Source organism: Tardiphaga sp. vice304 (genome assembly GCF_007018905.1).
In the GTDB taxonomy this organism is placed as follows: domain Bacteria; phylum Pseudomonadota; class Alphaproteobacteria; order Rhizobiales; family Xanthobacteraceae; genus Tardiphaga.
In genome coordinates this window covers 5,357,359-5,372,619 of the sequence record NZ_CP041402.1, presented here as the reverse complement: position 1 = coordinate 5,372,619, position 15,261 = coordinate 5,357,359, and the positions used below count along the sequence as shown (strand labels likewise).

Genomic DNA, 15,261 nt, shown 5'->3' with positions numbered 1-15,261 from the left:
CTCTCCCCGTTGGGGAGAGGTCGACCGGCGAAGCCGGGCGGGTGAGGGGCAGGGCGCCGTCGATGGGCCGGTGCCCCCTCACCCCAGCCCTCTCCCCAACGGGGAGAGGGGGCGCACGGCCGGTGCTTCGTTAATTCAACCGTGACTTCGCATATCGATCCTGTTCTGATCTAACCCTACTGGAAACCTCGTGTCCGAACCGATCCTGACGCTGACTGATGTCGTGGTGGCCTTCGATGCTCTGAGAGCGGTCGATGGCGTCAGCCTGAGCGTGCCGCGCGGGCAGCGTCGTGCCATTATTGGGCCGAACGGCGCCGGCAAGACGACGCTGTTCAACGCCATCGCGGGCGCGGTGCCGCCGACCTCCGGCAAGATCCTGTTCGACGGCCACGACGTCACGAAACTGCCGCCGCACCGCCGCGCGCAGCTCGGCATCTCCCGCACGTTCCAGATCACCAATCTGTTTCCGACGCTTACGGTGCGCGACAACATGGTGCTCGCGTTGCGTGGCCTGAGCCCTCGAAAATTCTCGCTGTTCGGCGCGCCGGATACCGACGACACCGAAGCCTCGCGGATCGCGGTGGCGTTGACGGCCGCACTGATCGGCGAGCGCGCCGACGTCATCGTCAAGGAAATGTCCTATGGCGAGCAGCGCCAGCTCGAAATCGCGATCGCGCTGGTGACGACGCCGACCTTGCTGCTGCTCGACGAGCCGGCGGCAGGTCTCTCGCCGTCGGAGCGGTCGATGATCGCCGAGGTGATCCGCTCGCTTAGCCGCGACATCACCGTGGTGCTGATCGAGCACGACATGGACCTGGCGCTCGGCCTGGTCGATTACGTCACCTGCATGTTCGAGGGCCGCGTATTGGTGGAAGAGCCGCCGGAAGGCATCCGCCACAACGCCCAGGTCCAAGAAGTCTATCTCGGAAAGCCGCGTCATGCTTGAGGTCAGGGATCTACACAGCGGCTACGGCGAGGCGGTGGTCGTCCGTGGCGTGTCGCTCGACGTCGCGCCCGGCGAGATCGTGGCGCTGCTTGGCCGCAACGGCATGGGCAAGACCACGCTGATCCGCTCGATCATGGGGCTGGTGCCGCCGCAAATTCGCGCCGGCACGGTGGCCTGGCGCGGCGAGAATCTCGTCGGCATGAAGCCGCATGATATCGCCAACCGCAAGATCGCCATCGTGCCGCAGGGCCGCAGGCTGTTTCCGTCGCTGACCGTGACCGAACATCTCACCATGCTGAAAAGCCCGCGCGCCAAGGACGGCTGGACCGTCGACCGCGTGTTCGGGATTTTCCCGCGGCTCAAGGAGCGCCGCCATCACCGCGGCGGGCAGTTGTCCGGCGGCGAGCGCGGCATGCTGGCCGTTGGCCGCGCGCTGATGATCGATCCGCAACTGATCCTGATGGACGAGCCCTCCGAAGGTCTCGCGCCGGTGATGGTGCAGCATCTTGAAAGCATCATCCTCGATCTCAAGAAAGAGGGCCTTTCGATCCTCCTGGTCGAACAGAACCTGTACAGCGCGCTGGCCGTTGCCGATCGCGTCTACATCATGGAAACCGGGCAGATCGTGCATCAGGGCGACGCCAAGGAAATGAGCCAGCAGACCGATGTGCTGTTCCAGCGACTCGGAGTGCAGTGAGTAGTGAGTAAAGCCATGAACGAAGATCTGTTGCGCGGCATCGCGGCCGACATGAACGACGCCGCTGACGCGGCGACCCGCGTCGGCCGCGCGCAGCCGCTGGTGGCGGACACCAACAGCCGGATCGCAGCAGCGGCGATCGCCGCGCTGCCTTTCGATTCCTCGCCTTACGGCTTTGTCGCCTGGCTGGCCGCGGCGGATAAAACCTGATGACGTCTTCTATTGCCTCCCTCGACCTCTGCACGCTCGCCGACGCCATCGCCGCCGGCGAGATTACGTCTGTTGCGGCCACCACGCTGACGCTCGACCGGCTCGACACGGTCGGCCGCAAGCTCAACGCCGTGGTGCGGCTCGACGCCACCCGCGCGCTGGAAGCCGCCGATGCCGCCGACCGCAAGCGCGCCAGCGGCGCCACGCTTCCGCCGCTGCACGGCGTGCCGCTCGCGCACAAGGACCTGTTTTATCGCGCCGGCGATCTGTCGGCCGGCGGCTCAAAAATCCGCACCGATTTCCGCGCCGATACAACGGCGACCGTGATCGACCGGCTCGATGCCGCCGGCGCGCTCGATCTCGGCCGGCTACAGCTCGCCGAATTTGCGCTGAGTCCGACCGGCTACAATGAACACAACGGCCACGCGCTCAATCCGTGGAATCCGGCGCATGTGCCGGGCGGCTCGTCGTCCGGCTCCGGCGTCGCGGTGGCGGCGCGCCTGGTCGCCGGTTCGCTCGGCACCGACACCGGCGGGTCCTTGCGGCATCCGGGCGCGATGTGCGGGCTGGTCGGCCTGAAGCCGACCTGGGGCTTGGTGCCGACCGACGGCGTGATGCCGCTGTCGGCGTCGCTGGACTGCACCGGCCCGCTGGCTCGCAACGCGCGCGATGCGGCGCGGCTGCTGTCGGTCATCACCGCCGGCGACTACGAATCTGCGCTCGGCGACGGCGTCAGCGGCATGACCATCGCGATCCCCGGCGGCTATTACCGCGAACTGCTGCAGCCGGCGATCGCCGTGCGGCTGGAGCAGGCCGTCGTCGCGATGCGCCGGCTCGGCGTGACCACGATCGAGACTGCCCCGCCGGACATGGCTGTCGTCAACGCGCTGATGCATCTGATGATGAGTGTCGAGGCCGCAACGATCCATCGCCGCTGGCTGATCGAAAGGCCGCAGGATTATTCCGATCAGGTGCGCTCGCGGATCGAGCCCGGCCTGTTCTATCCGGCGACGCGCTACGTCGAGGCGCTATCGCTGCGCGCGCAGATCACGCAAGGTTGGATCGCGTCGTGCATAGGCCGCGCCGATCTGGCGCTGCTGCCGGCGATCTCGATCCCGGTGCCGACCATCGCTGCCACCACCGAAGGCGATCCCGCTGACGTGGCGCGGGTGATCGGCCAGCTCACCCATTGCACCCGCGGCATCAACTATCTCGGCCTGCCGGCCGCCTCCGTGCCCTGCGGCTTCGACTGCGAAGGCCTGCCGGTTGCGTTTCAGCTGGTCGGACGACCCTATGCCGAGGCCACCATCCTGCGCACCATCCATGCCTATCAAGGCGTCACCGACTGGCACCAGCGCGTGCCCGACGCCGCCGAACTGAACTGAGTAGAGTCAATATGCCCATCATCGATATGCACTCCCATGCCCTGAGCACCCGCGTCGAACCGCTGGTCTCCGGCAAATACGACCCGATGAGCAATCCGTATCGCCGCGACATGTCGATGCAGAGCCGCGTCACCGACGCCGAGCAGAACAAGATACTGCCGGGCAAGATGCTCGACATCAGCGCCCGTCGCGCCGCGATGCAAAGCATGGGCGTGGACATCCAGATCATCATCCCGGCACCGGCGCAGCAGCACTACTGGGCCGACGAGGAATTGCTGGTCGCGCTGTCGCGCGTGCAGAACGAGGATATCGCCGCGCTGGTGGCGCAGGACCCCGCGCATTTCGCAGGTATGGGCACGCTGCCGATGCGGTTTCCGACGCGCGCCATTGAAGAGGCCGTTTACGCGGTCGAGACGCTCGGCCTGCGCGGTTTCCAGATCGACACCCGCGTCGAGAACCTGGAACTGTCGGATGCCGCCTTCGATCCGCTCTATGCCCGCTTGGCCGAGCTCAAGGTGCCGTTGTTCGTGCATCCGCTCGGCTTCTCGCAGGGCCAGCGGCTCGGCGATTTCTTCATGGTCAACAGCCTCGGCCAGCCGATCGAAGAAGCGATCGCGATCTCGCATTTCATCATGGGCGGCGTGCTCGATCGCCATCCGGATCTGGCCCTGGTGATCGCGCATGGCGGCGGCTTCCTGCCGTTCTATGCCGGCCGCATGGACCATGCCTGGAAGGTGCGCCCCGAAGTGCGCCGCCTCACGGCGGACGCGCCCTCGACCTATCTGAAGCGGATGTGGTTCGATACCTGCGTGTTCTCGCCGGAGCTGGTCGAGCAACTGGTCGGCATCGCCGGCGCCGATCGCGTGATGATGGGCTCGGACTATCCGTTCGACATGGGCGATCCCGATCCGGTCGGCACCGTGCGCGCGACCAAGCTGTCGGAGGCGGACAAGGAGAAGGTGCTGTTCGGCACCGCCAGCCGGCTGTTCGGAATTGCATAGCCGCCCCGGCGGCAGGCCCTCGCGACGGTGACGTGAATCCGGGGCATGATCGGCGCCGGACAGCACGACAGCCACGGGAGCCGGAATGACGATCAGCTTTAACTTCGCCACCTTGAGCGCGCCGCAACGCTACAAGCTCCTGTGCGGGCTGGTGGTGCCGCGCCCGATCGCGCTGATCACGACCATCTCCGCGGATGGCGTCGTCAACGCCGCGCCGTTCTCGTTCTTCAACGTGTTCTCGGAAAATCCGCCGCTGGTGGTAGTCGGCCTGCAGGTCAAGCCCGACCTGTCGATCAAGGACACCACGCGCAATGTCCGCGCCAACGGTCTGTTCGTCATCAATATGGTGGACGAGGCGCTGGCCAAGGACATGGTGGATTGTTCGATTGGCTTTCCGTCGGATATCGGCGAGCCGGAAGCGCTGCGGCTGCCGATGGCGGCCGGGGTCCACGTCCCGGTGCCGCATCTCGCCGCCGCGCCGGCGGCGCTGGAATGCCGCAAGGTGACACTGATGAATTTCGGCGCCGAGCGCGACCTGCTGGTCGGCGAGGTGCTGGGCATCCAGGTCCGGGACGGCGTGGTCGATCCCGTGACGCTGCGGACCGACTATGCGCAATATTGGCCGGTCGCCCGCATGGCCGGGACGACCTATGCGCGTCTGCATGACCGCTTCGAGATCAAGCCGGACACTTTCGAAAGCTGGCAGAACCGGCCGGTTGCTGCCGACGATTAACCTTTTACCGCGAGTTCATGATCAACGACGCCGAAATCGGTTAATGCTCGCATCATGTCCCGCAAGATCTTCACCGCCATTGCCTGGGCCGTCCTGGCCAGCATCGTCTTCGTGACGCTGTCGCCGATCGGCTGGCGTCCGCATTTTGAGGCGGTCAGCCTCGAGCGCGCCGGGGCGTTTGCCGTCGTCGGATTGCTGTTCGGCCTGGCCTACCCGGACCGCCTGTGGCGGGTGTTGTCCCTGATGGCCGCCGCCGCGTTGCTGTTGGAAGCGCTTCAGCATCTGACGCCCGATCGACATGGCCGGCTGTCGGATGCCGTCGTCAAAATCCTCGGTGCGATCACTGGCGTGGGTATCGCCTGGCTGTGCACCCGCGCCCATGCGGCGTTCGCCCCTGTCGCACGGAAGCGCTGACCGCGCGTCGCCGCCGTGATCAGTCCCGCGAATCAGGCCTCGCCGTTTCGTCAGCCTTGGCAAACAGCCGCGACCTTCGGCGGTGCGTGCGATGCTGTCCGCTGTGGTCCGGGTAAGGTCGCACCAGCCTATCCGATCCAACTACCTAAAACATCCGGCGCCTGCATGATTGGCGAGGATCTGAATGATTTGGTTGCGATGTGTAAAAAGACACCGATACAATCAGCGAGGTCGGGTTTGTTGGATAGTACGTTTCGGTCAAACCGGAAACGGATAGGCTCCGGCGGCTGTCGCGGGCGTGTGAGTTTGGATGGCGTTTGCGTCGCGGGCAATCCCGGTGCGCGGCAACGGCGTCGATCGTTAGGGAGACGTCATGCACCGGCGCTATCAGCACCTGAGTATCCCGACTGAAATCATGCGTTCCGTGGTCGGTATTTCCGAAGCGGGAAGCATCACCAAGGCAGCCAAGCTGCTGGGCTTGAGCCAGCCGGCGATCAGCTCGCAGATCAAGCGCATCGAGCATGTGGTCGGCGGCAGCATCTTCCATAAATCCGCCAATGGCTCGGCCACCACCGAGCTCGGCAAGCTGGTGCTGACGCAGGCGCGCAAGATCCTCGAGGCCAATGACCAGCTTCTGCTGTTGCGCGGCGCGACGTCGGACGAGAGTTCGATCCGCCTCGGCATGAGCAACGTCTACTCGCAACGCATGCTGCAGATGATGAGCCCGGCCGATATGGCCAATATCTGCATCTATTCGGACAATTCCGCCGAGATCGCCAAGGGCCTGCTCGACGGCTTCATCGATGTCGGTATCTTTCTGGGTCTGGTCGAGATGCCGGCGGCGGCGGGGATCGATCTGGTGGCGCAGCGCGACGATGAGGTGACCTGGGTGCGGTCGCGAGATTTCACGCTGAGCCCGGGGGCGCCGGTGCCGATCCTGACCTGGCCCGGCCAGATCATGCATGACCTGATGATCCAGGCGCTGGAGCGCAAGGGAATGGTTTACCGGATTGCGTTTTCAAGTCCGGACTATCATGCCCGCATCGACGCGGCGAAGGCGGGCCTCGGCCTGACGCTGTTGCCGAAGCGGCTGGTCCCCGAGCCGCTGATGGCGGCCCATGAGTACTATCTTCCGCAGAACGCCGAAGGTCTTTCTCTGCGCACGCTCCGGCTTCCGCTGCAGGAACGGCGAGCTGATCGATAGGCTGAAGGAAAAACTGTTCGAAATCTAGCGCGACGCGCTTGAGGCGCGAGATCGCTCCGACCTCACAGCCTCACCATTCGCTTGCCGCGGTTCTCGCCGGCCAGCAATCCGATCAGCGCGGCCGGCGTATTCTCCAGCCCGTCGATGACGTCTTCCTGCACCTTGATCTGGCCCGATGCGACCCATTCCTGCAGATCCTTCAGCGCGGCGTCGCGCTGCGCCATGTAATCCATCACGATGAAGCCCTGCATGGTCAGCCGCTTCACCACGATCAGGCCGGGGACGCCGCGCGGGCCGGTTGCCGCCGGCGCGCCGTCATATTGCGAGATCGCGCCGCAGCAGGCAATCCGGCCGCGCAGGTTCATCTGCGCGATACAGGCCTCGAGAATATCGCCGCCGACATTGTCGAAATACACGTCGATGCCGCCGGGCGCTGCGGCCTTGAGCGCCTTGAACACCGCGCCGTTCTTGTAGTCGACCGCGGCATCGAAGCCGAGCTCGCCGGTCAGCCAGTCGCACTTGGCCTTGCCACCGGCGATGCCGACCACGCGGCAGCCTTTGAGTTTGGCAATCTGCCCGACGATCGAGCCGACCGATCCGGCCGCGGCCGACACCACGACAGTCTCGCCGGCCTTCGGTCGGCCTACGTCCAGCAGGCCGAAATAGGCGGTGAGGCCGGCGATGCCATAGATGCTGAGCAGATGCGTCATCGGCTCCAGCTTCGGCATCTTGCTGAGCTGCTTGGCCGGCACCGCGGCGTAGTCCTGCCAGCCGGTGTCGCCGAACACGATGTCGCCCGGCTTCAGCGCCGGCGATTTTGAGGCGATCACCTCGGCGATGCCGCCGCCGGCCATCACCGTGTTGGTCTCGACCGCCGCGCGGTAGGTCGCGCCATGCATCCAGGCGCGGTTGGCGGCGTCGAGCGAGATGTAGCGCACCCGCAGCAAGGCCTCGCCGTCCTTCGGTTCGGGAATTCCGCCCTGCGATAGTTTGAAATGTTCGGAACCGAGCTTGCCGCTCGGCTTCTCCACCAGCAGGACCTGGCGATTGATGTCAGTCATGGACGTCTCACGGATATTTCTGTTGCGGGCACGCTATGCGGCGGCAAGGTGCGCCACAATGGGTATTTGGTGTTTGCTGTTGTTCGTGGGCCGCGAGCGACGCTCTGTCTTCTCAACCGTCATTGCGAGGAGCCCTTGCGACGAAGCAATCCAGTCCTTGCAAAGCTCGTGGCTTTCTGGATTGCCGCGTCGCTTCGCTTCGCTCCTCGCAATGACGAGGGAGAGGCCTGCGCAAAACTAAAAGAACTGCAGCTCTTTCGCGTCCCCGCCGCGCAGCACGGTGGCGTATTCGATCGCGACGAACAGGCCGCCGGCGACATAGATCTTCTGCTGGTTGTCGCGCGCCAGTTGCCGGCTGATGCGCACCGCGTCCTCGATGGCGTTGGCGATGTGGATCTTCGCCTTCGCATTGGCCTTGCGCGCGGCGGCGCCGACGACGCGGGCATCGGCGCCCTTGTGATGCGCGCGGGTGCAGACGATCGCCTCGAACGACGGCGCGAGATGTCGGGCGATGTCGTCGATGCTCTTGTCGCCGGATACGCCGAGCACCAAGAGCCAGTCGCGCTCCCCATGGATGGCGCGCAGGCTTTGCAGCGCCTGCGATACGCCGTCCGGCGTGTGGCCGACATCGATCACGATCAGCGGTGCCTGCTGCACCACTTCGAGCCGTCCCGGCCAGTCGGTGTCGCGCAGGCCGTGGCGGATGGCCGGTTCGATCGCGAGGTCGGGGCGGGCGCGTTTCGACCATTGCAGGAACAGCGCCGCCGCGATCGCCGCATTGTTGAACTGGAAGTCGCCAAGCACGCTCATCCCGAGCCCGTCGAAGGAAAGGCCGAATAGCTGCAGATCGAACTGCTGTCCGGTGGCGGCCATCATCTCATTGTCGATCGCGATATCGTCGCGCACAAAAACACCCGCGACGTCCCGCGGCCGGTTGTACTCGGCGAGATACCGCTTCAGCGGCCGGCAATTCTCGCCATAGATGATGATGCCGCCGGCCGCGCAGGCGTCGCTCTTGTCGGAGGCGATCAGTTCCAGCGTGTTGCCGAGCAATTGCACATGTTCGTAGTCGACGGACGTCACACAGCATACGGTCGCGCCGACCAGCCGCACCGGATCGTAGCGGCCGCCGATGCCGGCCTCGAACACCATGAAGTCGCACTGCGCCTCCTGGAAATACAGGCAGGCCAGCGCGAATTGCGCCTCGAAGGCGCCGAACACCTCGGTCAGGCCGCCACGCGCAAGGTCCGTGATGGCGGTGGCGACGCGCAGCGCCAGCTCGGCCAGCCCGTCATCGTCGATCTCGACGCCGTCGATGCGGAAGCGTTCGTTGAAGCGATACAGATGCGGCGAGGTGAACAGTCCGGTGCGCAGGCCCGCGGCATGGCCTATCGAGGCGGCGAAGGCCGCGGTGCTGCCCTTGCCGTTCGAGCCGGTGACGACGACCGAATGGCGCTGCAGCCTATGACGGTCGATCGACAGCGCGTCGAGCAGGGCGGCGAGACGCGACAGGCAGATGCCCTCACCATATTTCGGCAGGTTAAACATCGAGCAGTCCGATCGATGCAAATGTGTGGCGCCAGACCCTGACGATCAGATCGTCGCGGCCGCTGTCCTCGAGAAAGCGGATCGAGGGATTGGCGTTGACCTCGATGACGCGGATGTCGGCGGGATCGTCCGCGATGTCCGTGAACAGGTCGATCCCCGCGGCGCGCAGCCCGAGCGCCGTGGCGGCACGGCGTGCAACCTCGAAGGCCGCCTCGGCATGGTCGGGATCGGCGAAGTGCATGCTGCCACCGGCGCTGCGATTCATGCGTCCGGGTATGCGCCACGATGCGCCATCCGGCAAGATCCGGCCAAGCAGGGCGGCATCGACCGCGCCGGGCAGGGAAGAAATACCGCGCTGCGCCAGCGCCGCCGCATCGCTGCCGAGCAGTTCGCCGATCGTCCGTACGCCGTCGCCGACCAGCACCGGCGGCATCTTCCGCACCGTGTACAGCACCTCGCCGTCGAGCAGGAAGACGCGGTATTCCCGGCCATCCACGACCGGCTGCATCAGAACGGCATCATAATAGCGCGAGACCTCATTGAGATAGGCGCGAAGTGCGGCGTCGCCTTCGACGGGCTGGGCGAAATCGCCGCGCGAGCCTGCCAGCGGCTTGAGGAAGGCGGTGCCACCCAGATCGTGCAGATGCGCGATCGCGTCGGCGCGCTCGTGGCCCGGCGGGCGGCGGGCGCTATAGCGCTCGTGCAGGAAAAAATACTGCCCGCCCAGGGTCGCCACGCCGGCGCGGGCCATCACCACGCCGGCCAGATATTTGTCGTTGGCCAGCGTCGCCGCGGTGGCGCTGTTTTGCGGGAAGAAAGAGCCGCGCCCGGCGCCGAACGCGACGCTGCCGCCGTGCGAGCCGACGGTGAAGGCCAACCCGGTTCCGTCATCCATTTCGCTGAAATCCAGCCCCAGCACGTCGCATGCGTATTCCGCATAGATTGACTGGTCCGGGTAGTAAGCGGGCTTGATCGCCCGAAGCCGTTGAAGGGGATGCATCGATCAAACCGTTGGGGTAGTCCCCGAAAAGGTATTATAGTGCGATTGTACCGGATCCGCAGCCACCTCGCCAGTCGGGCGACCCAGCTTGCTTCCGTCCGGGACGCGACGCTGGATCCGTCTGATCTGGCTCAATGCTGCGGTTTCCTTGCCTCGTTAGCCTGATTCTGAAATTAATCGCCCGCCTCGCTGAGTCCGCAATTGCGCTGCAAGGGTTCTTTGACTAATTGTCAACTCGCAGCTGCGAGAAACCCGAAATAGCCAATAGCTGCAAGGGTTTCTCAGCGCCCCGACCCAGCCGAACGATAGAATTGTTCTACAAAGCCCTTACCGGATAGTCAGATCTCATGAGCGCCTTCCATCACGCGACAGTTCTTTCCGTCAAGCACTGGACGGACACGCTTTTCTCCTTCACCGCCACCCGCGATGCCGGCTTCCGCTTCCAGAACGGCCAGTTCGTGATGATCGGCCTCGAAGTCGAGGGCAAGCCGCTGCTGCGCGCCTACAGCATGGCGAGCGCCAATCATGAGCCGGAGCTGGAGTTCTTCTCCATCAAGGTGCCGAACGGCCCGCTGACCTCGCGGCTGCAGAAGATCAAGGAAGGCGACACCATCCTGGTCGGCCGCAAGGCGGTCGGCACGCTGATCAACGACAATCTGCTGCCCGGCAAGCGACTGCTGCTGCTGTCGACCGGCACCGGCCTCGCGCCTTTTGCCAGCCTGATCAAGGATCCGGAAATCTACGACAAATACGAGCACGTCGTGCTGGTGCATGGCTGCCGCCAGGTGTCCGAACTGGCCTATGGCGAACGCCTGGTCGAGACGCTGCAGAAGGACGAATTGTTCGGCGAGCTGATGCAGGACAAGTTAATCTATTACCCGACGGTGACCCGTGAGCCGTTCCGCAACCGCGGCCGCATCACCGACCTGATCACCTCCGAGCGGCTGTTCAATGACATCGGCCTTAAGCCGCTGAACATCGAGGAAGACCGCGTCATGATGTGCGGCAGCCCGCACATGCTGGAAGACCTCAAGAACCTGTTCGAGAGCCGCGGCTTCACCGAAGGCAGCACCAGCACGCCCGGCCATTTCGTGATCGAGAAGGCTTTCGTCGAGCGCTGAACCGCCTACCTATCGCATCCCGAAACCCGCGCCCCGGCGCGGGTTTTGTCGTTTGGGGCGAGGCGCGTTGTGATCCCCGTGTCACCTGAAATGGTGTAAAGCTCGTTGAAGCCATTAAAAAGCGGGGATTCATGGAAACGTTTTTGCTGCCCTTCACGCCGCGCTTCATCGTGCTGACCATTTGCTGTGTCGCGACCCTGCTGCTGCTCGGTATTGCAGTAACGGATCATCGCCTCATCAACGTAGTGGTGATACCTGTCCTGGTGTTCGGCGGGCTGAGCGTGCTCGGGCTGCACGATCTCTTGCAAAAAGACCATGCGGTGCTGCGCAACTATCCGATCTCGGCGCATCTGCGCTTCCTGCTGGAAGAGATCCGGCCGGAGATGCGGCAGTATTTCTTCGAGAGCGAAAAGGACGGCATGCCGTTCAGCCGCGATACGCGCGCGCTGGTCTATCAGCGCGCCAAGATGGTGCTCGACAAGCGCCCGTTCGGCACCCAGCGCGACGTCTATGAAGAGGGCTACGAATGGATGCACCATTCGATGGCGCCGAAGCCGCACGCCGAAGAACATTTTCGCGTTACTATCGGCGGGCCGGATTGCGCCAGGCCCTATTCGGCCTCGGTGTTCAACATCTCGGCGATGAGCTTCGGCGCGCTCAGCCCGAACGCGGTGCGGGCGCTCAATGCCGGCGCGAAAAAGGGCAACTTCGCCCATGACACCGGCGAGGGCGGCCTCAGCCCGTATCACCAGGAAATGGGCGGCGACCTGATCTGGGAAATCGGCTCCGGCTATTTCGGCTGCCGCAACCAGGACGGCACCTTCAACCCGCAGCAGTTCGCAGCGCGCGCCGCCGACCCGCAGGTCAAGATGGTCGAGCTGAAGATCAGCCAGGGCGCCAAGCCCGGCCACGGCGGCGTGCTGCCGGCGGCGAAAGTATCGGAAGAGATTTCGCGGATTCGCGGTGTGTCGATGGGCGAGGACTGCGTCTCGCCGTCCTATCACAAGGCGTTCTCGACACCGATCCAGATGATGGAATTCATCGGCGAGATGCGACGACTGTCCGGCGGCAAGCCGGCCGGTTTCAAGCTTTGCATCGGCCATCCCTGGGAGTTTCTCGCGATCTGCAAGGCGATGCTGCAGACCGGAATCTATCCGGATTTCATCGTGGTCGACGGCAAGGAAGGCGGCACCGGCGCGGCACCGCTGGAGTTCATGGACCATCTCGGCATGCCGATGCGCGAGGGCGTCAACTTCGTGCACAACGCTTTGGTCGGCATCGGCGCGCGCGACCGCATCAAGATCGGCGCGTCCGGCAAGATCGCGACCGCGTTCGATATCGCCCGCGCCATGGCGCTCGGCGCCGACTGGTGCAATTCGGCGCGCGGCTTCATGTTCTCGCTGGGCTGTATCCAGTCGCTGAGCTGCCACACCGATCGTTGTCCGACCGGCGTCACCACGCAGGACCCGGTGCGCAGCCGCGCTTTGGTGGTGCCGCTGAAGACCGATCGCGTCGCGAACTATCATCAGGCGACCCTGCACGCGCTGGCCGAACTGATTGCGGCGGCGGGGCTGGAGCACCCGCAGGACATCCAGCCGGTGCATTTCTCGCACCGCGCTTCCGGCACCGACGTGATGTCGTTCACGCGGCTGTATCCCCCGCTGCGCCCGCGCGAACTGCTCGACGGTACCAGCGACGCGCGGTTTCGCGAGGCGTGGGGGATGGCACGAGCGGATTCGTTTGCGGCGGCGGTCGGCTAAGCTGTCATTCCGGGTCGCGAGCGCGCCAGCGCGAGCGAGCCCGGAATCCCGACATGTTCAGCGCAAAACAGTTCGAGGTTCCGTGTTCGCGTGCGGCTGACGCCGCCCGCGCCCCGGAACGACGAGTTTTTAAAACTCCCCGTGCAATCGCCCGGAAAACACCGACACCGGGCCGCGGTCGCGGTTATAGGCGGGGTTGGCGATCAACTGGTAATCCGCGGTCAACGTAAAGCTCCGGTTGATCGCATAGGCATAATACGTCTCGAGAATCCGTTCGGTGCCGTAGTTCAGCCTGCCGTCGCCGATCAGCAGGCCACGGCCGCCGGCGGCAAGGAAATCGCGATGCGCGCCCGAGAGGCCGTTGATGGCGCCTCCGAGGCCGATCGTGTCGCTGACGCGACCCCAGTAACTACCCTTGAGCGAGAGGCCGGCCGACAGGCTGCGGTCGATGTCGGTGAAGGACAGGATCTCGTTCTGGCCGTCGTTCCAGCTATAGCGGCCGAACATGCCGAAATCGGTGGCGATCTGCTGTTCGGCGTTGACGTAGAAACCGTATTTCAGATTGACGCCGCGGATACTGGCGATGACGTCGGTGATATCGAGCGCCGGATCGGCCGCCGCGATCGCCAGCGCGCCGCGGTAGCTGCCGGTGTTGCCGCGATTGGCGAAGGCGCCGAGGCGCAGTTTGCCGGGCTGGTTGAAGATCTGGTGACGCTCCTCGAATTCGGCGACCACGCCGCCCGAATTGAAGGTGAGAATGTCGCTGTTCGGCGCCGACGGCACCTGCAGCACGGCGGCGCGCACCGCCCAGTCCTTGCGGTTCAGCTCGACGACCGCGCCGCGGGTGAAGCCCGGCAGGTCGGCCGGCATGTCGAACGCCGCCGACGACCACATCGCCCAGTTCATGAAATCGGCGCGCGGATCTTTCGCATAGGCGTTGCCGTCGAAGAAATCGCCGACCGCAAAGCGCCCGACCGTAAGCGTGATGCGATCGACGTCGCGCCGGCCGGCGAGCTGGTTGGCGGCGTCGGGCACGTCCTCCTGCTCGCCGCCGAGGCCGAATGTCTGGCGGAAGTAATAACGCTGCGGACGGATCTTCGGGAAGGTGCCGCCGGCCTTCTGCGCCTCGCCATTCGGGAAGCCGGCGATGCCGAGCGTGCCGTTGAAGCCGAAGCCTTGGGCAAGCTCGGGATTGAGATAGAACTCGCCGCCCTGCCACAGCCGGAAGCCGAGGAAAGCCGTGGTGGTGAAGGTCTCGCGGCCCTGGCCCCCGCCCGGCAGGCTGTAGGCGCTGGCATAGGGCGAGCGGATCGACGGATAGGCCGAGGCGATGAAGGTGGTCTGGCCGTGGATGTTCCAGTTGGCGGATTCCGGCAGCGCCGCCCGCGCAACCGGCGAGGCCGGCAGCCACGGCACATCGCCCAACCGGTAATTGAGGCCCGCTTTCAGCGTATGGATGCCGGGCTGCACGGTGACGTCCGGCAGGCCGTTGTCGGCGAGGCCGTAGCGTTGCCGCGCCAGATCGAGATAGGAATATTCCACCTTGGCGGTCCACGGGCCGCCCACGGCGACTTCGACGCCGGCGCCGGCGGTCCAGCCGAGGCTGGTCCGCGTGGCGCTAGCGATGGCGCTGCCATCGGCATCGTTGACGTCGAGCCGGGTGCGTCCCCAGGCAAGGCCGCCGGTGACATAGGGCAGGAAGCTGCCAAAGGCGTAGCCGACGCGACCGCGCGCCGTGGCGAAATAATCGAAGGTGGTGTCGAATGGTGCCGTCGTCTGTCGTGCGATATCGAGCGGGCTGGTGAAGGTGGCATCGAGTTCAGCGCCGAGCACCACGCGGTTGTCCAACTGCCAGTTGACGCCCGCCTGGTAGCCGCCGATCAGCCCGGTCACCGTCGGCGGAAAGATCACGCCCTGCGCGGGCAGCGTGTTGGTGCCGGGGCCGAAGCTGCCGCCGCCCGTGCCGAAATGGCCACCAAGATAGAACCCGCTCCAGTCATAGGCCGGCGTCGTGCGCGGCGCCTTCACGCGCAGATCGGCCGCGACGGCGGAGCCGTCCAGCAGCGCGCCCAGGGCCAGGCCGGCCAGCACGCGCTTCATGGCAGCGGTCTCAAAAAATTCATATCGCTCGTCATTCCCGGCAATTCGCTAACGGCTAGCCAATCGCAATTTAATCCAAGA

The 15,261-nt window shown here is 65.0% G+C and carries 14 protein-coding genes; 10 read left to right on the top strand and 4 right to left on the bottom strand.

The genetic code is table 11. The features are described 5' to 3' along the window. Positions 1-190 precede the first annotated feature (190 nt). The 8 genes from FNL56_RS25630 (at position 191) to FNL56_RS25595 (ending at position 6,590) form a co-directional block, all read left to right on the top strand. A complete protein-coding gene (locus tag FNL56_RS25630) occupies positions 191-946 on the top strand; it encodes an ABC transporter ATP-binding protein (RefSeq protein ID WP_143575644.1) in 756 nt (251 codons plus the stop codon). Further along, positions 939-1,643: an ABC transporter ATP-binding protein gene (locus FNL56_RS25625; RefSeq protein WP_143575643.1), complete on the top strand. Its 705-nt coding sequence runs from the start codon at positions 939-941 to the stop codon at positions 1,641-1,643. Before FNL56_RS25630 ends, FNL56_RS25625 begins: the two co-directional genes overlap by 8 nt. A 15-nt stretch (positions 1,644-1,658) precedes the next feature. Next, positions 1,659-1,853 (top strand): hypothetical protein, encoded by a 195-nt coding sequence (locus FNL56_RS25620; protein WP_143575642.1) that lies wholly within the window; start codon positions 1,659-1,661, stop codon positions 1,851-1,853. After that, a complete protein-coding gene (locus tag FNL56_RS25615; RefSeq protein WP_143575641.1) occupies positions 1,853-3,238 on the top strand; it encodes an amidase in 1,386 nt (461 codons plus the stop codon). Before FNL56_RS25620 ends, FNL56_RS25615 begins: the two co-directional genes overlap by 1 nt. An 11-nt stretch (positions 3,239-3,249) precedes the next feature. After that, positions 3,250-4,239, top strand: coding sequence for an amidohydrolase family protein (locus tag FNL56_RS25610; RefSeq protein WP_143575640.1), 990 nt, complete (start codon positions 3,250-3,252; stop codon positions 4,237-4,239). A gap of 85 nt (positions 4,240-4,324) precedes the next feature. After that, positions 4,325-4,972, top strand: a complete 648-nt coding sequence (locus tag FNL56_RS25605) for a flavin reductase family protein (RefSeq protein WP_143575639.1) — start codon at positions 4,325-4,327, stop codon at positions 4,970-4,972. Positions 4,973-5,026: 54 nt separating this feature from the next. After that, on the top strand, positions 5,027-5,386 hold the full coding sequence (locus FNL56_RS25600; RefSeq protein ID WP_143575638.1) for a VanZ family protein: 360 nt from the start codon (positions 5,027-5,029) through the stop codon (positions 5,384-5,386). A gap of 373 nt (positions 5,387-5,759) precedes the next feature. Beyond that, positions 5,760-6,590 (top strand): LysR family transcriptional regulator, encoded by an 831-nt coding sequence (locus tag FNL56_RS25595; RefSeq protein WP_143578406.1) that lies wholly within the window; start codon positions 5,760-5,762, stop codon positions 6,588-6,590. Between the two features lie 62 nt (positions 6,591-6,652). Here the strand turns inward: FNL56_RS25595 and FNL56_RS25590 are convergent, their stop codons facing one another. The 3 genes from FNL56_RS25590 to FNL56_RS25580 all read right to left on the bottom strand — a co-directional run bounded on the left by FNL56_RS25590 (position 6,653) and on the right by FNL56_RS25580 (position 10,199). Next, a complete protein-coding gene (locus FNL56_RS25590; RefSeq protein ID WP_143575636.1) occupies positions 6,653-7,651 on the bottom strand; it encodes an NADP-dependent oxidoreductase in 999 nt (332 codons plus the stop codon). A gap of 237 nt (positions 7,652-7,888) precedes the next feature. Then, the gene (locus FNL56_RS25585) at positions 7,889-9,199 is read right to left on the bottom strand and encodes a bifunctional folylpolyglutamate synthase/dihydrofolate synthase (protein ID WP_143578405.1); all 1,311 of its coding nucleotides are present in this window, start codon (positions 9,197-9,199) and stop codon (positions 7,889-7,891) included. Beyond that, the gene (locus FNL56_RS25580) at positions 9,192-10,199 is read right to left on the bottom strand and encodes an ATP-grasp domain-containing protein (protein ID WP_143582450.1); all 1,008 of its coding nucleotides are present in this window, start codon (positions 10,197-10,199) and stop codon (positions 9,192-9,194) included. Before FNL56_RS25580 ends, FNL56_RS25585 begins: the two co-directional genes overlap by 8 nt. 347 nt (positions 10,200-10,546) lie before the next feature. On the opposite strand from FNL56_RS25580, the gene FNL56_RS25575 reads away from it, so the two are divergent. Then, positions 10,547-11,320: a ferredoxin--NADP reductase gene (locus FNL56_RS25575; protein WP_143582449.1), complete on the top strand. Its 774-nt coding sequence runs from the start codon at positions 10,547-10,549 to the stop codon at positions 11,318-11,320. Between the two features lie 131 nt (positions 11,321-11,451). Then, complete coding sequence (locus FNL56_RS25570) at positions 11,452-13,080, top strand: FMN-binding glutamate synthase family protein (protein WP_143575632.1); 1,629 nt, start codon at positions 11,452-11,454, stop codon at positions 13,078-13,080. Positions 13,081-13,209: 129 nt separating this feature from the next. Here FNL56_RS25570 and FNL56_RS25565 read toward each other — a convergent pair whose 3' ends face one another. Continuing rightward, a complete protein-coding gene (locus tag FNL56_RS25565; protein WP_143575631.1) occupies positions 13,210-15,180 on the bottom strand; it encodes a carbohydrate porin in 1,971 nt (656 codons plus the stop codon). Positions 15,181-15,261 lie beyond the last annotated feature (81 nt).